The organism is Candidatus Magnetaquiglobus chichijimensis, from assembly GCF_045865675.1.
In the GTDB taxonomy this organism is placed as follows: Bacteria; Pseudomonadota; Magnetococcia; order Magnetococcales; family Magnetaquicoccaceae; genus Magnetaquiglobus; species Magnetaquiglobus chichijimensis.
Window position 1 is genome coordinate 1 of the sequence record NZ_BAAFGK010000004.1, and the last position, 23,912, is coordinate 23,912.

General features: G+C 63.0%; 14 protein-coding genes. 8 read left to right on the plus strand and 6 right to left on the minus strand.

Annotated features, from left to right (window positions below; all coding sequences use genetic code 11):
- The 6 genes from ACOY6C_RS04525 to grpE form a co-directional block, all read right to left on the minus strand.
- Positions 1-2,799, minus strand: a 2,799-nt coding sequence (locus ACOY6C_RS04525) for a helicase associated domain-containing protein (protein ID WP_420904306.1), incomplete at its 3' end; no start/stop codon positions are given.
- A gap of 429 nt (positions 2,800-3,228) precedes the next feature.
- On the minus strand, positions 3,229-3,480 hold the full coding sequence (locus tag ACOY6C_RS04530; protein ID WP_420904307.1) for a hypothetical protein: 252 nt from the start codon (positions 3,478-3,480) through the stop codon (positions 3,229-3,231).
- 375 nt (positions 3,481-3,855) lie between these two features.
- A complete protein-coding gene (gene dapB / locus ACOY6C_RS04535; RefSeq protein WP_420904308.1) occupies positions 3,856-4,680 on the minus strand; it encodes a 4-hydroxy-tetrahydrodipicolinate reductase in 825 nt (274 codons plus the stop codon).
- Between the two features lie 393 nt (positions 4,681-5,073).
- Positions 5,074-6,237 (minus strand): molecular chaperone DnaJ, encoded by a 1,164-nt coding sequence (gene dnaJ / locus ACOY6C_RS04540; protein WP_420904309.1) that lies wholly within the window; start codon positions 6,235-6,237, stop codon positions 5,074-5,076.
- On the minus strand, positions 6,234-8,180 hold the full coding sequence (gene dnaK, locus ACOY6C_RS04545) for a molecular chaperone DnaK (protein WP_420904310.1): 1,947 nt from the start codon (positions 8,178-8,180) through the stop codon (positions 6,234-6,236). Before dnaK ends, dnaJ begins: the two co-directional genes overlap by 4 nt.
- Before the next feature lie 393 nt (positions 8,181-8,573).
- A complete protein-coding gene (gene grpE, locus ACOY6C_RS04550) occupies positions 8,574-9,206 on the minus strand; it encodes a nucleotide exchange factor GrpE (protein WP_420904311.1) in 633 nt (210 codons plus the stop codon).
- Between the two features lie 251 nt (positions 9,207-9,457).
- Here grpE and ACOY6C_RS04555 point away from each other — a divergent pair, with 251 nt between their 5' ends.
- From ACOY6C_RS04555 to ACOY6C_RS04590, 8 genes are all read left to right on the plus strand, one after another.
- Positions 9,458-12,730: a YhdP family protein gene (locus tag ACOY6C_RS04555; RefSeq protein WP_420904312.1), complete on the plus strand. Its 3,273-nt coding sequence runs from the start codon at positions 9,458-9,460 to the stop codon at positions 12,728-12,730.
- Between the two features lie 305 nt (positions 12,731-13,035).
- Complete coding sequence (locus ACOY6C_RS04560) at positions 13,036-14,739, plus strand: chemotaxis protein CheA (RefSeq protein WP_420904313.1); 1,704 nt, start codon at positions 13,036-13,038, stop codon at positions 14,737-14,739.
- A gap of 57 nt (positions 14,740-14,796) precedes the next feature.
- Entirely contained in the window at positions 14,797-15,156 is a 360-nt protein-coding gene (locus ACOY6C_RS04565; protein WP_420904314.1) for a response regulator transcription factor, read from the plus strand.
- A gap of 44 nt (positions 15,157-15,200) precedes the next feature.
- Entirely contained in the window at positions 15,201-15,911 is a 711-nt protein-coding gene (locus tag ACOY6C_RS04570) for a hypothetical protein (RefSeq protein WP_420904315.1), read from the plus strand.
- 19 nt (positions 15,912-15,930) lie between these two features.
- Positions 15,931-18,702 carry a response regulator gene (locus ACOY6C_RS04575; protein ID WP_420904316.1) on the plus strand — a complete coding sequence of 924 codons (2,772 nt, stop codon included), beginning with the start codon at positions 15,931-15,933 and terminating at the stop codon, positions 18,700-18,702.
- Positions 18,703-18,723: 21 nt separating this feature from the next.
- Positions 18,724-19,662 (plus strand): diguanylate cyclase domain-containing protein, encoded by a 939-nt coding sequence (locus tag ACOY6C_RS04580; RefSeq protein ID WP_420904317.1) that lies wholly within the window; start codon positions 18,724-18,726, stop codon positions 19,660-19,662.
- Between the two features lie 19 nt (positions 19,663-19,681).
- Positions 19,682-21,193 carry a response regulator gene (locus ACOY6C_RS04585; RefSeq protein WP_420904318.1) on the plus strand — a complete coding sequence of 504 codons (1,512 nt, stop codon included), beginning with the start codon at positions 19,682-19,684 and terminating at the stop codon, positions 21,191-21,193.
- 46 nt (positions 21,194-21,239) lie between these two features.
- Entirely contained in the window at positions 21,240-23,900 is a 2,661-nt protein-coding gene (locus ACOY6C_RS04590; RefSeq protein ID WP_420904319.1) for a response regulator, read from the plus strand.
- The last annotated feature ends 12 nt before the right edge of the window (positions 23,901-23,912 follow it).

Here is a 23,912-nt window from a genome sequence, read left to right on the forward strand (position 1 = left end):
CAGTTGCGACAGCTCCGCCGACCCCTCGGGCACCAGACAGTCCCCATGCCGGGCGCGATAGTCGGTCAAGGCGGCATACATCTCTTCCCAGAAGATCGCCTTGGAGTCCCACAAGAAGCCCAACGCCTCCAAACGGGCGATCCGGTCCGGAGGAAGCTGGTTGGCGCGGTATTCGCGGCGCTGTTGCTCCACCCAGCGGGCCAGATCCGGATCCTCCTCCCAACGCGCCGGCACCAGACAGTGGTTGCGGGCGGCGCGAAACCGTGCCAGGGCCTGGAACCGGGCCTCCCACGCCGCCTGGCGACCATCCCAGATAAAGCCGATCGCCTCCAGCCGCGCCTGTTTGTCCGCCTCCAGCCGACCTTTCTCGCGGGAGGCGCGTACTCCTTTGATCCAGACGGTCAGTTCCGGATCCTCCGGTGCGTTCCGGCTGGGATCAAAGTGTCCATGCGCGGCGAAAAAAACTTCCAGGGCGCTGCAACGTTCATCCCAGAGCAGACGAGCCGGATCCCAGACAAACCCCAACCGCTCCAGCTCTTCCACCCGTTCCGGTTGCAGCCGTCCTTTCTTGTGCAGCTGGCGCACCCGCTCGGCCCATTCAGACAGCTCCGGCTCTTCGGGGCAGGGATCCGGGATCCGGGCGTGACCGTTCTGGTCGATGAAACGTTGGAAACGGGTCATCTCCAGGGTCCAGGCATGGGCCTCCAGATCCCAGACGAATCCCAACCGTTCCAGCTCTTCCAGGCGCGCGGGCGCCAGTTTTTCCCGCTTGCGCGCCAGACGCTGGCGTTCCGCCCAGTCACCCAGTTCCGGATCCTCCGGGCATGGGTTGGGTATGAGGGCCTGACCGGTCCGGGCGATGTGTCGCTTGAGGCGGGTCAGCTCCCCGGCCCAGGCGTGGGCCTCCAGATCCCAGACAAAGCCGACCTTTTCGAGTCGTGCCTCCCATGCCGGGTCCAGCTGACCACGGACACGGGCCAGACGCATCCTGCCTGCCCAGGCGGCCAGTTCCGGAGTCTGGGGCAGGTGGGTCGGCACCGCGCCATGACCATGCAGCCGACAGAATTGAACCAGCTCCCCGTAACGCTGGTCCTGGGGATCGCCCAACACCCGCAACAGCGCCGTGACCAGAGCCTCCCCATCCACCGCGGCCCCACCGGGGAGAATCCGCATCCGGGTCAGGAACGGTTCGGCATCGAAGATGCCGCTTCGTCCCCATTGTTCCATGGCGGCGCGAATGTGCGCGCCCAGGGTAGGATCCCAGGCGACAAGCCCCTTCAACAGCTCCCACAACAGCGGGTTGGACCCGATTCCATCCGCGTCGATCACCAACGGGACGATCAGGAGCGCTGGTGTTTCGGCCCGTGAGGCGGCAAGCAGCGGTTCGAGCAGCGCGGTCAACTGCGCCGGATTGAGCGCGGTCAGCAGAATCGCCCCATCCACGGCGGGGAGGTGCCTGCCCAGTTGCGCGGGTTTGATGGCCAGGATCGCCCGGTCAGCCTGGTCGAAGGCGGTGAAAACCGGTTCACGGACCAGGAGAGCCCGCTCCTCGGGCAGGGGATGCCAGCTCCATGTCGAGGGCTGATCATCCGGACTCTGGATCTCCCGTGGCACGAGCGCGAACAGATGATCGCAACGCTCAAACCGCTCCAGTCGGGCGGATATCTCGCCAAATGCCGGTTCCGCACGCTCCGTTGGCACCAGCACGAGTCGCCATGGACGCGCGGGCGCCATCACCACGCCCGCTTCGGTCGCGACGGGCCGGGGCAGGAGGGGCGCGGTGAGTCGGATCCGTTTGGCGGCGGCGATCGGTTCGGCCAGCGTGTCAAAGCCGATCGCCAGATCCGCCCGAGGCGTGCCGATCATGGCGCGCGCTACCGTGCCCATGGCGGCTCGGGTGGTCAGGATCACTCGAGCGCCGGTGTGGCTCCAGGCCAGAAACCGGCGAATGCCATCCACCGGATGGGTCAAGGGGAAGTCGAGTTCCAGGGGGTGGAAGGTGGCGCCTGGCTCTTCGGTCACCTGGAGCACCGCCAGATCCCCCCAGCCCAGATGGTGTCGCCACCGTCGCACCAGCTGGATGAGCTGTTCGAAATCCGTGGCGATCACCACCACCACCCGACGTCCCCCCAGCCGCAGCGCCAGCCGCAGCGCCAGGATCTCCCCTTCCGCGCCTGGAGCCAGATGCAACTCGGCGTGATCCGCGCGGGTCAGCGTTTCGTTGATCTGCTCCATGGCCCAGGCGTGGGCGGCGATGGGCAGGGGACGTTCGATGGCGGAACCGGCTCCTTGCAGCCAGCGGCGCAGCGTCTGAAACTGGCGCGCCTCCAGGCGGTCCAGGTCGGACCCGCGCATGGCGTGGGCCTGTTTGGCCTTGCTCAAATGCTCGATCCGATCGCCGTTGGTGATGAGCAGCGGGCGCGGCGCACTCGTGGCAAAGGGGAGAAAACGATCCCGTTCCTCGGAAAGGGGGATGGATCGATCCGGTCGGAAGGCGATCTGATAGGCGTGAATCTCCCCTTCCAGGGAGCGGAAGAGACCATCTGCCCCTGGAATGCGCTCGGGCAGCGACAGTCGGCGGCGTGCCTCGAGCGGAATTTCGCCGCTTGGCCAGATCTCCACCGCCCGGTGCAACGCGCGGGTGGTGAGGATCCCTTCGACGAACAGCCCGAAGGCGGCCTGTTGCTCCTCGGGCGTGGCCAGCGCGCGGATGCGCGCTTCGAGTTGCTCGAAACGGGTGATCTCCTGGAACAGTCCGGTCTCAAGGAGATGTTTGGCTTTCGGGTGTCGGGGCAGCATGAGGGCGTTAATTCACCGGACTTTTCTTGAAAGGTCGCCAGCGTGTCATGGTGCGCGCGGGCGGGTGTGGGTGCCATGGTGGCGCGTGATTGCGGCGGCGAGCATGCCGAATTCGTTTATAATGGCGGGCGGATCGGAGTTCAAGGTCTGATGGACGTTAATGGTCAAGACGGGGGCGGGGGGGGTCGATCGGGGATGTTTTGAGAACGCGCAAACGCAGATTGCGATGTCGCAGATGCGTTTGCGCGTTCTTGACAGTCAGAGACTCTCAAACGACTCCATCCATGGAATCAGGCCAGGTATGCGGATCGATGGGATCGATGCGCGTGGGTGAAACGGGTTGGTAACTTTGCGACCATTCAAGGCGCGCATCGGATGTTTATCCGTGGTCAAAGCGCCTTGAATGGAGATCGGACCTGGCCAGTGGGTTCAACCGAAAACCAGACCGGACCGCTGATGGGCATCCAGGAAGCCGTTTTCCAGCTCACCGGTCAGCATTTCGCTCAACTCCTGGGCGATGCCAAGTTCCGGGATCCCTTCGATCATGCAGTCACCGACCTGCGGATGATCGTTGTGGCAGATGCTGTAGCCGTTGTCCCCCAGGGCGATGTGGACATGTTCGCGCGCGCCTTGGTAAAGCTTGTGGAGGTCTTGCGCGAAGGTTTGATAGGTCGTGTTCATGGTGTAGTCTCCTTCATTAGGTAGAGTGCATTCAGACCTTGTGGCATGTTTCCCAATAAGCGGTCCGTTGGATGCGCTTTGCCTCATGCCCCTGGTGTGGTTGTTGGGGCATTTTTCGAGACGGTGTTTCGACTTTTTCAGGATGGGTTGGGGTTGATATTAACGGACGCTTGTTCATGCTTCACGCGCTGAATCGTGCTTATTCACCAGCTTGTTTAACTGTATGACAGCACAAGCCGCGAGAAAGTTCAAACAAAAAATGTCTGTCAGGGGAGAACTTTCTGCTCCCCGACCGTGGATCTTCCTTGTGGAAGCGCCACGATCAGAAACGCGGCCCAGTGGGCCGCGTCTGAAAATCCGAATCGGATTCGTGCGTTACCCTTGACTGGTCTTGAATCCCAAAATATGGCCCATGTCGAACAGACCGGCCTTTTGGTCTGCGACCCAGAGCGCGGCCCGGACCGCCCCTTGGGCGAAGGTCATGCGGCTGGAGGCGCGATGGGTGATCTCCAGCCGTTCGCCCTCTCCGGCAAAGAGCGCGGTGTGATCCCCGACGATATCCCCGCCGCGCACCGTGGCAAAGCCGATGGTCTGGCGGTCACGGGCGCCGGTATGTCCTTCCCGGCCATACACCGCAACCTCCTGCAAGTTGCGATCCAAAGCGGATGCGATCGCCTTGCCGATGCCCAGCGCGGTGCCGGAGGGGGCATCCACCTTGTGGCGATGGTGGGCCTCGATGATCTCGATATCGACCATTTCGCCCAGTGCCTTGGCGGCCTCGGCGACCAGGCGGAACATGAGATTGACCCCCACCGAGAAGTTGGGCGCGAAGACGATCGGAATGGAGGTCGCGGCCTGCCCGATCGCCTGGACCCCGGCGGCATCGATCCCGGTGGTGCCGATGACCATGGCCGCCTGGTGACGGGTGGCCAGTTCCAGATGGGCAAGAGTTGCCGCCGGCAGGGTAAAATCGATCACCACCACCCCAGGCCGGAAGGCGCTTTCCGCCTCCGGGGAGATGGCTACCCCGAGTTTGCCGACGCCGGCCACCTCGCCGGCATCCTGGCCGATGAAGGGGGATGCGGGGTGTTCGGTGGCGGCCACCAGGCGGGCGTTGGCGGAACGGGCCTGGATGGCCTGGATCAACATGCGGCCCATGCGGCCTGCGGCGCCGACAACGGCGATTTGGATGTGTGACATGCTAAAGATTCCTTGGAATGGAGCGGTCAGGATGAAGATCGGTCCGGGTGGCGGCAGTCGGTGAAGGCGCCATCCGGAAGGTCCATCAGCTTGCAAGATTGCTTGCCGCTTGGCAAGGGACGTTGCCGGATTGTTTGCGGCGCGGAATCGGGTGTCCTGGCAGCAGCGCGATCCGTTCGATCGGATCCTGATGGCCCAGGCACGCACGGCGCGGCCCACCGGCTGACCTCGGATCCGGTGTTGAAACGAGATTCGGAGTGGGTGATCGTGGTGAGTCTGGTGGTGTGGTCTGCGCTCCCTCTGTGCTGGCGTGGCACGGAGGGAGCGCGGAATCGGGAGGTTCGTTTATCGGGGATGCGATCGGTCCGATGTGCGGGCTGAGTCAGGGAAGCGTCATTTCGAGGACATCTTGTCCAGAAACTCCTTCACCTTGTCGAGGAAGGAGTGGGATTCGGGTTGCGACTCCTGGTTGGAAAGATTCTCGAACTCCTCCAACAGCTCTTTCTGACGCTTGGTCAGGGTGACCGGGGTTTCCACCCGCACCTCGACTACCAGGTCGCCGAAGACGCCGGGTCGGTTGAGATGGGGCAACCCCTTGCCGCGCAGCGCCAGACGCTTGCCGGTCTGCACGCCGGGGGGCAGGGTGACGATGGCGCGTCCCACCAGGGTGGGCACCTCCAGCTTGCCGCCGAGGGCCGCCTGCGGGAAGGTGATCGGCGCGTGACAGAGGATGTCCGGTCCGAACCGCTCGAAGATCGGATGCGGGGCCACGTCGATGATGATGTACAGATCCCCGGACGGCCCTCCCAGAGGGCCGGCGCCCCCCTCGCCGGTCAGACGGATGCGCGTGCCGGTCTCCACGCCGGGCGGAATCTTGACCGTGAGGGTCTTTTCGGAACGTTGCCGTCCCTGACCCTGACATTCGCCGCACGGGTTGCGGATGATGCGTCCCTGACCGCGACAGTTCGGGCAGGGGCGGGAGATGGAGAAGAACCCCTGCTGGGTGCGCACCTGACCGGAGCCGCCGCACGAGCTGCAGGTTTCGGGTCCGCTGCCCGGACGGGAGCCCGAGCCGCGACAGGTTTCGCAGCGCACGATCGAGGGGATGCGGATCCGCTCGCTGGCGCCGTGCATGACCGTTTCCAGCGTCACGGTCATGTCGTAGCGGAAATCTTCGCCCTTTTGCGGTCCGCCTCGGCCACCGCCGCGACCGCCGCCACCACCGCCACCGAAGATGTCGCCGAAGAACTCCTCGAAGATATCGCCGAATCCGCCGCCGAATCCGGAAGGATCCCCGGAGAAGCCGCCACCTCCGCCGCCGCCCGCGGACTGGTTGAGTCCGGCGTGTCCATACTGGTCGTAGATGGCGCGCTTCTTCGGATCCTTCAACACCTCGTAGGCGCCGTTGACCTCCTTGAATTTGGACTCGGCCACCTTGTCACCCGGATTGCGGTCCGGGTGCAGCTCCATGGCCAAGGCCCGGTAGGCCTTCTTGATGGCGGCGTCCGAGGCATCCTTGGGAACGCCGAGGATTTCGTAGAGGTCTCTGGACATCACTTACCGTCTTTATCGGTCTTGACTTCCTCGTAATCGGCATCGACCACATCGTCGCGTTTGCCGCCATGGCCCTCTTTGTTGCCGGTCGCGTGGGGATCGGCGCCAAAACCTTCCGCGCCGGCGCCAGCCTGGGCCTCCTGACTCTCCTTGTACACCGCTTCACCCAGTTTGAGCGAGGCTTCCATCAACGCCTGGGTGAGATTTTCGATCTTTTCCGCGTCATCGCCGTTGATCACGCCTTTCAAGGCGGCCACGGCATCCTCGATGGACTTCTTCACGCCCGCATCCACCTTGTCTCCGTGCTCCTTCAAGGATTTTTCGGTGGAGTAGACCAGCGAGTCCGCATGGTTGCGGGCATCGATCAGTTTGCGCTTCTTGGCGTCCTCGCTGGCGTGGGACTCGGCGTCACGCACCATCTTGTCGATTTCGTCCTTGGTCAGACCGCCCGAGGCCTGGATCTTGATCGACTGCTCGCGACCGGTCCCCTTGTCCTTGGCCGACACATGCACCATGCCATCGGCGTTGATGTCGAAGGTGACCTCGATCTGCGGCATGCCGCGCGGAGCCGGCGGAATCCCCACCAGGTCGAACTGCCCCAAAAGCTTGTTGTCCGAGAACATGTCGCGCTCGCCCTGGGCCACGCGAATGGTCACCGCCGACTGGCTGTCCGAGGCGGTCGAGAAGATCTGCGATTTGCGGGTCGGGACCGTGGTGTTCTTGTCGATCAGCTTGGTGAAGATGCCGCCCAGGGTCTCGATGCCCAGCGACAACGGGGTGACATCCAGCAGCAGGACATCCTTGACCTCGCCCTTGAGCACGCCACCCTGGATCGCCGCGCCGATGGCCACGACCTCATCCGGATTGACCCCCTTGTGGGGATCCTTGCCGAAGAACTCGGCCACCAGGCTCTGCACCTTGGGCATGCGGGTCATGCCGCCCACCAGGATCACCTCGTGGACATCGCGGGTGGAGATGCCGGCATCCTTCAGGGCGATGCGGCAGGGTTCCAGGGTGCGTTGCAGCAGGTCATCGACCAGGGATTCGAGCTTGGCGCGGGACATGCTGATGTTGAGATGTTTCGGACCGCTGGCATCTGCGGTGATGAAGGGCAGATTGATGTCGGTCTGGGTGCTGTTGGAAAGCTCAATCTTGGCCTTTTCGGCGGCTTCCTTGAGCCGTTGCAGCGCCATGTTGTCCTGACGCAGGTTGATGCCGGTCTCTTTCTGGAAGGTTTCGGCCAGATACTGGATGATGGCGTGGTCGAAATCCTCGCCGCCCAGGAAGGTGTCGCCGTTGGTCGATTTGACCTCGAACACGCCGTCGCCGATGTCGAGGATCGAGATGTCGAAGGTGCCGCCGCCCAGGTCGTAGACCGCGATGGTCTGGCTGCCCTTCTTGTCGAGACCGTAGGCCAGGGCTGCGGCGGTGGGCTCGTTGATGATGCGCATGACGTTCAGTCCGGCGATCCGACCGGCATCCTTGGTGGCCTGACGCTGGGCATCGTTGAAATAGGCCGGCACGGTGACCACGGCGTCGGTCACCTTTTCACCCAGATAGTCCTCGGCGGTCTGCTTCATTTTTTGCAGAATCATTGCCGAGATTTCCGAGGGGCTCATTTTTTTGTCCGCGCAGCGCACCCAGGCGTCGCCGTTGTCGGCCTTGATGATGTCGTAGGGCACCAGTTTCTGGTCGCGACGGGTGGTGGGATCCTCGAAACGCCGTCCGATCAGCCGCTTGATGGCGAACAGGGTGTTTTTGGGGTTGGTGACCGCCTGACGCTTGGCCGACTGGCCGACCAGACGCTCGTTGCCCGAGGTGAAGGCGACCATGGATGGCGTGGTGCGGCTGCCCTCGCTGTTTTCGATCACCTTGGGGTCGCCCCCTTCCATGATGGCCACGCAGGAGTTGGTGGTACCCAGATCAATACCGATGACTTTGCCCATGTTCGAATATCCTCGTTAAAGCCGTGTGGCGATGCGTTTTATATTTCAGATTCAAAACCCGCCGTGCGTTTGCGGATTTCGAGCTTTGATATGGGAATGGTCTGGCGCGTTGTCAAGAGCGTTGCGATCAAGAATTACGATTCCCCTTCGCGCGCTCATGGCGCTGTTTCACGCTGTTCGTGATGCCGGTTGGTGCGTTACTGTTTTTCTTGGGTTGGCGTGGAAGTCGGGCTGGACACGCCAGGCTTGGGAGGCACGCCGGATCCACCCTTTGGGGGGTTGTTGGGATTGAGGACGCTTTTTGTGGGTTGATAACCAGAGCGGGTTGTCCATCCGCGCTCTTTGGAAATGGACGCCGATGAACATCCCGTGATCCGTATCCGGATTATGGCATCAATTTCTGGAGATTCCCACCATCGACGGGCGCAGCAGTCGCTGGTTCAGCAGATAACCGGTCTGGAGTTCGCGCACCACCTGGTCCGGGGGGACTTCCGGATCCTCGATCTGCATCACCGCCTGGTGAAGATTGGGATCAAATGGGGTGTTCAGGGCCTGGATGCGGGTGACGCCGTGTTTTTTCAGGGTGCTCTCCAGCCCGGTGGCCACCATGCGCACCCCGTCGGTCAGGGCCACGGCCACCGGATCGTCGCTGGCCGGAATCGCCCCCAGGGCCCGTTCCAGGTTGTCCGCCACCTGCAACAGATCCTTGGCGAACGATTCGATGGCGAATTGTCGCGCCTGCTGCATCTCCCGTTCGGTGCGCTGGCGGAGATTCTTCATGTCCGCCAGGGCGCGCAGGTAGTCGTTGCGATACTCCTCGGCCTTGGCTTGCGCCTGGATCAGCATCTCCATCGGCGAGATGTATCCCTCCTGCTTCTCGGAGGAGGCATCCCCGGCCTCGACCGAGGCTTCGTCCAGCGCGCCGTCCGCGTCCGGGGTGACCGGGGACTCCTCGGTTGCCGCGACGAATTCGGTCTCCCCGTTGGCTGGGGTCTCTTCCTGGTTTTGGGTGCTGTTGTTGCTCATGGTCGCGTTTGTTCCCGCTTTGGCTTGAAATGACGATGGGACGTGGGATGAACGATGCCAACCGGACGTCGTGCCGGGTCGGTTCGCGGGCATCCCCCATTTCAGATAGGTCGCCTTGGGAAAAAGTCAACCGGGGCGAGGGAAATTCTCCGCGATTCCTGGCCGTGCGTGCGCCATCGATTGCCCGGCGCGGGGATTTGGGCCTATCATGCCGATTGGTTCCATTCATCGTGGTCATTGAATGTTCGGGCATGTCCATCCGCGAATCCATCCCTTCAGATCCTCCCTCCCCGCCACCTGGCAAGCCAGGTCGATCCGGGTTGATGCATGGTCTGGAGCGGATCTCCCGGCTGCTGCTTTGGTGTCTGGCGCCGGTGCTGGCGCTGGCGCTTCTGTTGGGGGGGGCGGTGGCCTATGTCACCGTCCATCCCCCTGATCTCACCCCGCATGTCGAAACCCTGGCGGCCTTTCTCTCCGAAAAGAGCGGACTCTCCGTCCGGCTGGCCGGCCTCGATTTGACCCCCGGTCTGTCGTTGGCCGTGGTCGGACAGGGGGTGGAGATCGGCGACCCGGTGAGCGGCGCGCCCCTGCTGTCCGCCGAACGGATCCTGTTGCGCGTCTCGCCGCTGGCCCTCGCCCGCGGGGGGGTGCCGGTCGCCATCACCCTGGAGCGACCCAGGGCCACCCTGCGACGCGACGCGGCGGGGAATCTCCATCTCGGCGGTCTGCTTCTGGCCGGCGGGGAGGGGAGTCCGGCCCTCGATCACTCCTGGCTGCTGCTTAATGCCGTCGATCTGCGCGGGGCGGAGTGGATCTGGATCGATGAGACTGTCCCCGACGCGGGAGGGGGGGCGCTCCGATTCGTGGTGGACGACATCACCCTGTCCGCCTTTCTGGAACGGGCCGGGCAGGGACGGGTGAACGGATCGGCCCGGCTGCCCGCCTTTGGGGAGGGGGGGCGTCTGGAATTCACCGGCGAGCGTCTCCGGGGCGGTCGCTGGAATGCCCGTCTGACGCTGCATCATGGCCTGGTCGCGCCGCTCAAGCCATACCTTCGCGACGCCGAGCCGTTGAACGGCCTGACTGCCCCGATCGATGCGACCGTGGAGTTGACCGGCCTGGAGCGCGATCTCGTCAAGGCCGACTGGCGGGCGGAACTCGGTGCCGGCGAACTGGCCTGGCCGTCGCTGTTCCGCTGGCCGCTCCCCATCTCCCGCCTCACCGCCCGCGGCGGGGTCGGTCGAGATGCCAGCGGTTGGCGCGTCGATGTGCAGGGTTTCGAGCTGCGCTCCGCCCACGGACGGGCCCAGGGTTCGGTGCTGGTGACCGGGATCGGCGGTCCGGGCTCCCCCTTCATGGATCTCAAGGCCGAGGCTTCCGGCAATCCGGCCAGCAAGGCCGGTTTTTACTATCCCACCCCGATCATGGCCCCCTCGCTGGTCCAATGGCTCGACAACGCCATCAGGGATGGTCAGGTCAAGCGGGCTTCGGCGTACATCAAGGGGCACCTGGCCAACATGCCCGCCGGTCCCAACGACCCGCCGGATGACCGTTTCCACATCGAGGCCGATGTCACGGGCGCCACCCTGAACTATTTCCCGCCCCTGGTGCCCCTCACCCAGGCCACCACCCATCTGATCTTCGACCGCTATTCCTTCACCGCGCGGGTCTCCGAGGCGAACTACGGGGAGACCCGCCAGGTCAAGGGGGAGGTGCGGATCGACAACATGGTGGATAACCCGGTGGTGGAGATCGTGGCCGAGTCCCCCCAGATCGATCTGGGTTCGGTGTGGAAGGAGATCGTCACCCATCCGAAACTGCGTTGGGACGAGGCGGTCGGCATGGGGGGCGCCAGGGCCGCCGGGCAGGGGTCCGGGACATTCAAGCTCTCGCTGCCGCTGGAAAATCTCGCCACGCTGCGTTATTCGGGCCGGGTGGAGATGAAACAGACCCTGTTCCATCCTCGTTTTCTCGACCACCCTCTTTCCGAGGCCGCCGGAACGCTCGCCATCGATTCCGAACGGCTCGACATCCATCTTGAGAGCGGCAAGCTGGGGGCGTTTCCGCTCTCCGGCGAGGCGGCGGTCCGCAACTACCGGCAGCCTGGCAAGACCGCCTTCACCGCGCGCGTCAAGACGCGGGTGGAGGCGGAACGTCTGGCCGAATGGTTGGCCCCGCTTCTCGGCGAGGAGGGGGAGATCCGGGGGCGCGCGCCGGTGGAGATCGCGTTCACGCGACAGCCGGGAAGCGCCGGGTTTGTCGTGGAGGGAATGGCGGACCTCAAGGAGATCGCCGCGCTCGGACGCATGGGCTGGAGCAAGGGGGCAGGGGAAGAGGGGGAGATCCGTGGCGAGGGGAGTCTGGCCAGCGATGGCCGGTTGAAACTGACCACGTTCAAGGTGGGCGCGGGGAACTTGAGCGGCGCGGGTCGTCTCGATTGGGATCTGGCCGGGAACTACGGCGAGGTGGCGTTCGGGGAGTTGAGCCTGGACAAGAGCCACGGCAAGGTGACGTTGACCCGCGCGCCCGGCAAGGGAGGGGTGGGTTGGTCGATCGATGCCGCCTGGAAGCAGCTCGACATGGGCCCCCTGTGGAGCCATCCGGGCGGATCGGGGGAGTCCCGTGCCGCCATCGGGGAGACGGAACGGATCGACCCGGAACGGAGTTGGCCCCGGGTGGCCATGAAGCTGCGTGCCGAGCATTTGCTGCTGGCCAACGGCGAACGGGCCGCCCGGCTCGACACCGAGGTGGAGATCGAACGGCGCATTTTGCGCATCGTCGCCTTTTCCATGCTTCAGGCCGGGGGCGAGGTGAGCGGCAATGGGGAGTTTTTGTGGTCGAGCCGCATCGGCTCCGGCGGTTATTCCGGGCGTTTGCTCATGAACGGCGCCGATTTCGGCAGACTGTTCAGATCCCTGGACCTCAACGAAGGTCTGGAGGGGGGGAGCGGACAGATGGAGGTCTCCCTGGATGGCTTCAAGCCGCCCGGTCAACGCTGGATCGACACCCTCTCCGGAACCGCCCGTTTCAAGTTCCAGGATGGCAAGGTGCGTCGTCTCGGTTTCGTGGCCACCCTGCTTGGACTCTTCTCCCTGAAGGATCTGCCCAAGCTCGTGGTGGGGGCGAGGCCCGACCTGGACGTGACCGGGCTGCACTATCGGGAGTTTCAGGGCGATTTCGCCATTCGCGAGAGCGTCTGGGTGATCGATCGCATGCAACTGCTCAGCCCGTCGATGAACATGGTGGTCACCGGCAGGATCGATTTTCCCGGCGACGCGGTGGAGCTGTTGGTGGGGATGCGCCCGTTGCAGACGCTCGATTCGTTGGTCAATACCGTGCCGTTGCTGGGAAAACTGGTCACCGGCGACCGTCAGGCCGTGGTGGAGACCCAGTTCGATGTCACCGGCTCGACGAGCGCCCCGCAAGCGACCATCCGTCCGGTCTCCAGTTTGGCCCCCGGCCTGTTGCGCGACTGGATCAATGCCCCGATCGACTGGATCAAGCGGGCCACCGGCAAAAAGTAGATCGTCCGCCGCGCCGGAGGGTGGCGCCAGGGAACCTTGCACCGCCGACCCGCCGGGTGTGAAGAGGGATGCTGGCGAACGGTTGGTTTGTAACGCATTGTATCGGCTTTGTCAGGAATATCACACGGATGGTTCGCGCGGGATTGCGCGGAATGGCTGTATTGGAATATTTTTTGATATTTGCCGTGCAGCTTGCGTAAGGGAAGGCTCACGGTCGGGGGGGTGAGGGTCAGACTTTCCCCAACGTGACAAGTCTGGCGAGCATCATTCGCGGATGGATGGGATCCGGGTTTCACAAGGGGCGCATGTTCGACGAAGCCAGCCAGCAGGCACTCATGCAGGAGTTCTTCTCCGAGAACCGGGAGGCGTTGGACCGGATCGAACGGGGACTGCTGCAACTCGAGACCGCGCCGGAGAGCCGGGATCTGCTCAACTCCGTGTTCCGCGACATGCATACCGTCAAGGGCAACTGCCGGATGATGGGGTTCGAGCGGCTCGAGGAGTTGACCCACACCGCTGAATCGCTGCTCGATGCCATGCGCGATGGCCGGTTGGTGATCGATGTGCTGATCGGCAATCAGCTGTTGAGCGTGCTGGATACGGTGCGACGCACCCTGGAGGAGATCGAGCGGAGCGGTTCCGAGGGGGATGCCGATTTCTCCGCGTCGATCCGGCAGCTCGAGCGGTTGCAGACCCCCCTGGGCGCGGTGATCTCGATGGATCACGACGAAGCGGACGAGGGCGAGGCCGGTCATGCGCCGACTCCCGGAACGCCGTCCGATGAGCCGACCGGGCGCGGGGAGAACGATGCCGCGACGGGCAAGCTCGATTCGATCCGACTCTCCATCGAGCGGTTGGATGGCCTGATGAGTCAGGTCGGCGAACTGGGCGCCACCTTCAATCAGGTGAAATACGCCCTGGCGCGCAACGTCTCCCAACTCGATCAGGTGCTCGAGAATCTCGGTCAACAGATCCAGACCCTCCAGGGCGAGGTGTTGCAGTATCGGCTGCAACCGATCGGTCGCATCCTCGACACCTACCATCGGCTGGTGCGCGATCTGGCGGTGGAGACCAGAAAGAAGGTGCTGCTCGATCTGGTCGGCGAGGAGACCGAGGTCGATCGCAACGTGCTCATCTCCATCAAGGAGGTGTTGGGTCATCTGATCCGCAATGCCGTGGATCACGGCATCGAAACCCCGGAAGAGCGCGTGGCGCAGGGCAAGTCGCCGGTGGGCCGGGTGCGTCTTCTGGCCGAGCAGAAGCAGGGACAGATCTATCTGGAGATCACCGACGACGGACGCGGCATCGACGTGGCGCGGGTGCGCTTTAAGGCCCTCGAGCGGGGGTTGATCACCCACGAACAGGCCGGGGAGATGTCCGAGGCCGAGCTGATGCGATTGATCATGGCGCCCGGTTTCTCCACCGTCGAGCAGGTCAGCAAGATCTCCGGACGCGGCACCGGCATGGATGTGGTCCAGGCCGCCATCGACAAGCTGGGCGGATCGGTGTCCATCTCCAGCCAGCCCGGTGTGGGATCCCGTTTTCGGCTGCGCATTCCCCAGACCATGGCGATCGTGCCGGTGCTGCTGGTCACCGCCGCCGGCGAGACCTATGCCGTGCCTCAGGTGAACATCGTGGAGTTGGTCTCCTACCACGGGGCCGAGATCGCCGGACATGTGGAAGGGAAGATGCAAGCGCCGATGGTGCGGGTGCGCGAACGGCTCCATTTCATGGTGGCGTTGCGCGAGGCGGTGGCCCATCCCGGTCAGGCGGCCCAACGGGCCCGGAGCGTGGAGAAGATCCTGGCCGAGCCGGTGCTGCATGTGGTGGTGCTGCAATCCGAGGAGCGTCTGTTCGCCCTCGACGTGGATGATATCAAGGAGCCGGCCAATCTGGTGATCAAGCCGGTGAACCGGATCTTCGCCGACATTCCGATTCTGGCTGGTACCGCGGTGCTGCCGGACGGTTCGGTGTCGTTTCTGTTGAATGTGCCGGAATTGATCAAATAATCGTTATTTTATGAGAATTTTACCCCCCATCTGAGCGAAGCGCGGAGCAGAGGCGTCATGGAGAAGAACTCGGTATTGATCGTGGACGACAGCAGTCTGGCGCGCATGATGGTGCGCAAGATCTTTGCCACCCGTTTTCCGGATTGGAAACTGATCGAAGCCAAGGATGGGGATGAGGCGCTGTCTCTCACCAGCGATGAGGTGCGTTTGGCGCTTGTGGATTTCAACATGCCGGGCATGAATGGCATCGAGCTGGCTGAAAGGCTGATGGCATGCAATCCTCGCATTTCGGTCTATCTGGTGACTGCCAACATTCAGGAGCGTATGCATCAGCGGGCGGAGAGCATGGGGATCGGTTTCATCAAGAAACCGATCGCCGAGAACAAGATCGCGGAGATCTTGAGATCATTCGTCTAGGGGGGTGGTCCCGAGGGGGGGTGAACCATTGGGATGCCAAGCACATGCACACGGGTAGCGATGAACGGGCCGGGCCGGGGGGCGGTGACGAAATGTTTTTCCTGACCGAGATGGAAGAGGATGCCTTGAAGGAGTTCTTCAACATGGGGCTGGGCATGGCCGCGGCCTCGTTGAGCCAGATGGTGGACAACGAGGTGCTGCTCTCCCTGCCGCAGTTGAAGGTGGTCTCCTATGAGGAGGCGACCCGCATGCTGGTCTCCAACGGCGAGGAGAAGCTGGTGGCGATCCGCCAGAACTTCACCGGCGAGTTGACGGGTACGGCGTTGTTGATCTTTCCCGGCGCCGAGAGTCTGGAGCTGGTGCGCACCCTTCTGAACGAGCAGATGCCCCTGGAGGTGCTGGTCGAGCTGGAACAGGAGACGCTTCAGGATGTGGGCAACGTGGTGTTGAACGCCTTTCTGGAGAGCTTCACCCAGATGATGTCGATCCAGTTCGAGTTCGAGGCTGCGGAGTTTCTCAAGGGGAGCAGCAGTTTCCTGTTGGATATCTCCTCGCATCTGGCGGCGCAGCGTCGCGCTCTGTTCGACGAGGAGGACGCTGGGGGGGAGAGGGCCTTCGTGCTGATGATGGACTTCAAGACCCATGACGAGGAGGAGGCCCAGCGTACCTTGAGCGGTTTCGTGGTGTTGTTGTTCTCGCAACACTCGATGGAGATCCTCAAGCGGGAGCTGAAGGTGATTTTGGCCAATTTATGATGGTTGTTGCGTCAATTCCATGAGTGAGCTGGATATCATTCTGCTGACCAGGGCCCTGGAGGTCAGCGCCGTAGGGACGATTCTGCTCGATTCCGACCAGAGGGTGGTCTTCTGGAACGATTGGATGGAGAAGGGTGCATGTCTGCATGCCGATGAGGTGTTGCATCGCGCCCTTTTCGACATTTTTCCCGAGTTGGCCAACTCGCGCATTGCCCGCGCCGTGGAGAGCGCCTTGCACTCCGGTCTGCCGACCATGCTCTCCCACCGGCTCACGCCGACCCCGTTTCCCTTGTTCACCGCCTCGGAAAAGAGCGACGACCGCCCGCCGCGCATGAGCCAGATGGTGTTGATCAAGGCGATCCGGGATGCCGCCGAGATCCGCTACTGTCTGATCCAGATCCAGGACATCACCAACACCGTCTCCCGCGAGAGGATGCTGCGCACCCAGGCCCAGGAGCTTCAGGCCGCCAAGGAGAGCGCCCAGGAGGCCAACAAGGCCAAAAGCGATTTTCTGGCCAACATGAGCCACGAGATCCGCACGCCGATGAACGCCATCATCGGCATGACCCATCTGGCCTTGAAGACCGAACTCAATCCCAAGCAGCGCGACTACATCACCAAGGTCCACTCGTCGGCTCAGTCGCTGTTGGGGATCATCAACGACATCCTGGACTTCTCCAAGATCGAGGCCGGCAAGCTGACCATGGAGTCGGTGCCGTTCTATCTGGAGGACGTGCTCAACAACGTGGCCAATCTGGTGGCGTTGCGCGCCGAGGAGCAGGGATTGGAGGTGAACTTCCACGTTTCCCAGGGGGTGCCGCTGAACCTGATCGGCGATCCGTTGCGGCTCGGTCAGATCCTGGTCAACCTCACCAACAACGCGGTGAAGTTCACGAAGAAGGGGAACATCGTCGTCTCCGTGCGGGTGATCCGTCACGAGACCAGCGAACACCGGGTGGGGTTGCATTTCACGGTTGAGGATACCGGCATCGGCATGTCCGAGGAGCAGATGTCCCGGTTGTTCACCGCCTTTACCCAGGCCGACTCCTCGACGACGCGCCGGTTCGGCGGGACCGGTCTGGGATTGACCATCAGCAAGCGGCTGGTGGAGATGATGCACGGGCGCATCTGGGTGGAGAGCGCACCGGGGGTGGGCAGTACCTTTCATTTCACCGCGATCCTGGGCCAGAAGGGGACCGATCGGCGTCGTTTCCGGCTTCCCACGCGGGAATTGGTCGGCATGCGGGTGCTGGTGGCCGACGACAACCCGGTGTCGCGGGAGATCTTGCAGAAGTCCTTTGAATCGTTCTCCTTCAAGGTCACCTGTGTGGCCTCCGGGGAGGAGGCGGTTTTCGAGATGGAGCGGGCCATCGCCACGCGTCATCCGTATCGGATGGTCTATCTGGACTGGCAGATGGGCGAGATGGATGGCATTCGCACCGCGCGGGAGATCACCCGTCGGTTTCCCCAGGCGCACATTCCCAAGATCGTCATGGTGACCGCCTACTCACGGGAGGATATCATCCTGGCGGCGGATGGGGCGGGGATCGATGCCTTTCTGACCAAGCCGATCAACCTGTCGGTGCTTTTCGAGACCGTGCTGTCGGTGTTGAAGCAGGATGCCGAGCGTCGCGAGGGGAACGGGCCGCGGGAGATGGTGGTGTCGCGGGGAAGGATCGGCGAGACGCCCCGTTCCGACTGGCGCGGGGTGCGGGCGCTGTTGGTCGAGGACAACGAGATCAACCAGCAGGTGGCGCGGGAACTCCTGGAAGAGGAGGGAATGGTGGTGAGCATCGCCGGCAACGGCGAGGAGGCGGTGGAGGCGGTGCGTCGCGAGCCGTTCGATCTGGTGCTGATGGATGTGCAGATGCCGATCATGGACGGCTATGCCGCGTCGCGGGCGATACGCGCCGACGAGCGTTTCAAGGGGTTGCCGATCATCGCCATGACCGCCAACGCCATGGCCGGGGATCGGGAGAAGTGCATGGCCGCGGGCATGAACGACCACATCAGCAAGCCGATCCATCCGGTCACCATGTTCGCCACCATGGCCCGTCACGTTCCGGCCCGTGCGCGCCTCCCCGAGGTGGCGGCGGTCGGCCCGGTGGTCGGCCCGGTGGTCGAATCGGGCGGGCGTGTCGAGGCCCCGGTTTTGCCACCCGAGCCGCCGCGCGAGGAGACCGGTCTGCCCGAGCGGCTCGACGGGGTGGACATGCTGGCCGGGCTCGCCAATCTGAATGGCAACCGCAAGCTCTACCTCAAGATCCTCGGGGATGTGCATGCCCGCTTTCAGGATGTGGCGGCCCGTCTGCGGGTGGAGCTGGACGGGGGAAATCGCGACGAGGCGCGGCGGTTGATCCACACCTTCAAGGGGGTGGTCGGCACGCTGGGCGCGCGGGAGGCGCAGCGTCTTTCCGGTCAGATCGAGGAGGCGCTGGTCGAGGGCGCGTTGGAACGGGTCGAGATGCTCATCCCGGCGTGGACACCGGTGGTGGAGCGGATGATGCATGGGTTGGCCGGGGTCAACGTCGGGCGGGAGACGGTCGTCCAGCCGGTGGTCGGGGTCGAACCTCTGGATGTCGATCGGTTGCGGGGGATTTTCGACAAACTGGCCGGTCTGATCGAGGAGGGGGATTCGGATGCCCAGGAGTGTGCGATCATGGCCAGGGAGTTGTTGGCCGGTTCGCCGGTTGCCGGAAGCATGGAGCGCATGGCTGCCCAGATCAACGATTACGAGTTCGAGATGGCGCGGGAGACTTTGAAAGGGATCGTGGCCGAGTTGTCCTTGTGAGGTGTTGTGGGGTGTGGAACCGTGGAACAGAATGAGAATCGCCCCAAGGTGTTGATCATCGATGACGAGACGGTCAGCATCGACGTCTTGTCCGGTCTGCTGCGTCCTTTTTACCGGGTGGTGTCGGCCAAGAGCGGTGAGAGCGCTCTGGCGCGACTCGATACCCAGACCCTGCCGGATCTGATCCTCCTGGATGTGATCATGCCCGGTCTGGATGGTTATCAGGTGTGCGAGCGGTTGAAGCTGAATCCCCGTACCCGTGACATTCCGGTGATCTTCATCACCTCGAACGCCTCCGAGGAGGACGAGACGCGCGGCTTCGAGGTCGGCGCGGTCGATTACATCACCAAGCCGTATCGCCCCGGGATCGCCCTGGCGCGGGTCAGAACCCACGTCGAGCTGAAAAGGCGCGGGGATCTTCTGGAGCGGCTGGCGGTGCTCGACGGCTTGACGAGCATTCCCAACCGGCGCCGTTTCGATCAGTTCCTCGAGTACGAGTGGAACCGCTCCCAGCGGCATGCCCATCCGTTTTCGCTGTTGCTGTTGGACATCGACTATTTCAAGATGTACAACGATCTTTACGGCCATGCCCAGGGGGATGCCTGTCTGCGCCGGGTGGCCGAGGCGATCGCCACCTCCATGCCGCGTGCCATGGATCTGGCGGCCCGGTACGGCGGCGAGGAGTTCGCCTGCGTGCTGCCGGAGACCCATGAGAACGGCGCCCAGGCGGTGGCCCAGAGGATCCTGGGGTCGGTGCGGGCGCTCAAGATTCCCCATGCCCACTCCAAGGCCGGAGAGCATGTGACGGTAAGCATCGGCGTGGCCTGCATGATTCCCAACACGGAAAAACACCCTCTGGATCTGATCACTCGTGCGGATCAGGCGTTGTACAAGGCCAAGCGGGCTGGGCGCAACCAGATGTCCACCCTGGGACAGGTTTCGGAAACGGAGGAAGCGTGAGCATGAGGAGCGGGATCTGATGGGCGCGGAGTTTCCCAAGATTTTGATCGTCGATGACGAGACCACCAACATCGACGTGCTGGTGGAACTTTTGGCGGAGGAGTGCAAGACCGTGGTCGCCAAGACCGGCGATCAGGCGTTGCGGCGCGCCCTGGTCAAGCCCTGTCCGGATCTGATCCTTCTGGATATCGTGTTGCCCGACATCGACGGTTTCGAGGTGTGCCGGCGCCTGAAGGAGCGTTCCGAGACCCGCGACATCCCCATCATCTTCATCACCGGCAAGGAGTCGGAACAGGATGAAACCCGTGGATTGTCGGTGGGGGCGGTGGATTTCATCCGCAAGCCGTTCAGTCCGGTGGTGACCCTGGCGCGCATCCAGACCCATTTGGCCCTGCAACGGCAGAGGCATCACCTGGTTGCGCTCAACGAACTCAAGAACCGGTTTCTGGCCATGGCGGCCCATGACCTGCGCAATCCCCTCAACTCGATCAGCGGCCTGAGCGAAATTCTGCTGACCATGCCGCTCGACGAGCAGGAGAATCGCAGCTTCATTCAGACCATCCACGATGTGGCCGGTCAGATGCTCAAGCTGATCCACGATCTCCTCGATGTCAGCAGCATCGAATCCGGCGCCTTTGCCCTGGAGAAACGTCCCACCGATCTCGCCACGCTGATTGGCGAACGGGTGGAGTTGATGCGCATCGCCGCGCGGGAGAAGGGGGTGACGATCCGGGAAGAGTGCCCGTCGATGGCGCCCGTTGCCGCGGATCCGGACCGTCTGGCCCAGGTGGTCGATAACCTGGTCGGCAACGCCGTCAAGTTCTCTCCGGTCGGCTCCGAGATCACCGTGCGCTGCGGACGACTGCACGACCGCTGTTTTCTTCAGGTGGTCGATCAGGGGCCGGGTATCCCGGATGCGGAGCGTCATCGGCTTTTCGGGGAGTTTCAGCGACTGAGCACCCGGCCCACGGCCCAGGAAAAGAGCACTGGACTTGGGTTGTCCATTGTCAAACGAATCGTCGATGCTCATCATGGTGAGATCGTGGTGGCCAACAACGCCGATCGTGGGGCGATCTTTACCTGTTTTCTTCCGGACGGCTCCCATGAGATTATCCCCACCCGTGTGCGTCCGGCCCTTGCCGAGGGCAAGGCGTTGCGCATGCTTTTGATCGACGACGATCCGGTCTTGCGTCTCATGTACGCCAAGGCGTTCGCCGAACAGGGGTTTGAGTGGGTCGGAGAAGCCAGGGATGGACGGGAGGGATTGGCGCTCTATCAGGCATTGAAACCCGATGTGGTGATCTGCGATATTGAGATGCCGGTGATGGATGGCCTGGAGACGCTCAAGGCGTTGCTGGCCGTGGATCCCAACGCCTGCGTGATCATCCTGACCTCCTCGGTGGATCAGGAAAAATGGACCATCTGTCTGGCCCATGGCGCCCGCTATACCCTTCGGAAGGACACGCCGTTTCCGGAGATCCGACGCAAGGTGCTGGAGATCTGGAAGGAATATCAGGGCCGATTCGCGTGAGATTCCCGGTTAACCGGTTGGCTACAACGAAACAAGAGACCGCGACATGCAAGAAACTCAAGGCAGGATTCTGATAGTTGATGACGAGCGGACCCATGTGGAGACATTGACCGGTCTGCTCGCCGAGACCTATCGGACCGTGGTGGCCGAGAGCGGCCCCGAGGCGTTGCGGTTGGCCGGCGAGGATCCCAAGCCCGATCTGATCCTGTTGGATGTCGCCATGCCCGGCATGGACGGGCTGGAGGTGTGCCGACGCCTCAAGGCCAATCCGGCAACGCGCGGAATCACGGTGATTTTCGTGGCCGAGCGCGATCGCACCGAGGACGAGGATGAGGGGCTTGGCCTGGGCGCGGTGGATTATCTGTTCAAGCCGATTCGCCCCGGTCTTTTGCGCGCGCGCGTGCGTAACCACATGGCCCTGGCCGATCAGAGTCGCGTGCTGGAACGGCAGGTCGCGGAACGCACCCAGGATCTGGAACAGGCCAAGGAGGCGTTGCGCTCCTCCATGGGCAATCTCCTGACCATCCGGGTTGGTCCGGGGGTCTACTGGTTGCAGATCCCCGAGGCTGGCCTCTACATTCTGTGCGGCTGTCCGAGCGAGGTGGTCAAGTTGCTGATGCACAAGGGGCTCAACGCCCCGGCCATCAAGAACGGAGTCCACTTCGAAACCGGTCCGAACGTCATTCTGCTGTCGGATCTGCTGATGCAGAACGGCGGCTTCTCCAACATGGCCGAGTTCCCGGTGTTGCAGATGCTCTACCGGCAGGGGATGATCCTGCCGGGCCATCCGAACAACACCGGGGTCAAGCCGTTGCTGATGGGCGCGGAAGATCAGGTCGAGGCGCAGCTGGCCTACATCCATCGCGGCAACTACGGACTCTCCCGCGAGGAGTTGGAAGAGGTCGGTTTGGACGAAACGACCGTCGAGATGATGATGCGCATCAAGTTGCAGTTCGCCTTCGGGCGGATTCGCGAGCCTTCGGAGTTTCTCGATACCCTGGTCGTCACGGACAAACCCCAGGAGATCCGCAACGGCGCGACCATCCAGAGGGTGGGTTCGAACCGTTTCCGTATCGCCTTTCGCGACCAGAGCGCCGAGATCGATCTGAACCTGCCCAAGGACACGGTTTACAAATCCCCCTATCCATTGGGATTTCATCGGGTGCCGCGCCACTACTTCGCGGTGTTGCACACCGGCGAGGGGGATGGCTGGGATCCGGAACGTCCCAGCATGAGCAGCGTGCTGATGTTCCAGGGACGCTTCTACCTCATCGATGCCATTCCCGGCGTGCTCAACGTGCTGACCGCCATGGGCATCGACATCAGCGAGGTGGAGGGGATCTTCCACACCCACGCCCACGACGACCACTTCGCCGGTCTGCCGGCCCTGATCCAGACCGATCGGCGCCTCAAGTACTATGCCACCCCCATGGTGCGTTCGTCGGTGGCCAAGAAACTGGCCGCGCTCATGTCCTTTGACGAGGACAAGTTCAACCAGTTCTTCGAGATCCACGATCTGGAGTTCGACGTCTGGAACCAGTGCGGTGGTCTGGAGGTGCGCCCGATCTACTCGCCCCATCCGGTGGAGACCTCGCTGCTGCTCTTTCGCACCCTGGCCGAGGATGGCTATCGCACCTATGCCCACTGGACCGATCTGACCTCTTTCGCGGTGCTCGACCGGATGACCAATCCCGGACCGTTTGCGGTCCCCAGGGAGCAGGTGGAACACATCAAGGCGAGTTACCACTTTCCGGCGGATCTGAAAAAGCTGGATATCGGCGGCGGGATGATCCACGGCATGGCCCAGGACTTCAGGGGTGATCCCTCCGGACGCCGCATCCTGGCCCACCTCTCCCGCGATCTGACCACCGAGGAGATGGAGATCGGCTCGGAGTCCACCTTCGGCGCCCTGGATATCCTGATCCCCGGCGAGCAGGACTACCGTCGGCAGAGGGCCTTCTACTACCTGCGGGATCTCTTCCCGGAGATCTCCGATGACGACATCCGCATGCTGATCAACGGGCCGATCGTCAAGTACAACGCCGGCTCCTTCATCCGTTGGGAGTCGGATGTCCACGATTTCGTGGAGATGACCATCTGCGGGGATATCGTCTATCTGGATGCGGATTTCGGCATTCGTTATCACCTGGGTTTCGGCTCTTTCATGGGGTTGCAGGGGATCTTTCCGGAGATCCAGTCCGACGAGGGTGGGTATCGTTCGGTCTCCCACAGCGCGGTGTTGCGGATTCCCGCCCGGATGCTGCGGATCTTTCTGGAAAACCGTGGTCTCTACGCCAACCTGGCCGGGGTGTTGGAACAAATCCGTTTCCTGCGGCATACCTGGCTGTTCGGTGAACAGACCTCCTTCGTCTTTCTGGCCACACTCACCCGCAATCTCGAGACGATCCGCGTCGAACAAGGAAGCTGGATCGAAATGACCGGGAATCCGCCGGTGTTGTGGCTGGTCTCCTCCGGTCGGGTGGCGATGTGCGACCCGACCGACGCGGTGGTGGGGATGATCGAGGCCGGGGGGTTCTTCGGCGAGTGGGCCTATCTGAATTCGGGAAGCTGTCCCTGGCGCTTCCGGATGGAGGAGTCCGGCGACCTGGTGCGTTTGTCGTGGGCCGGTCTGCTGGATGCGCCGATCATCCACTGGAAGATGCTCGAGACCCTTCAAAAGCGTGCCAGTCTCGCACAGCCCGCGTGAAATGGAGTCGAA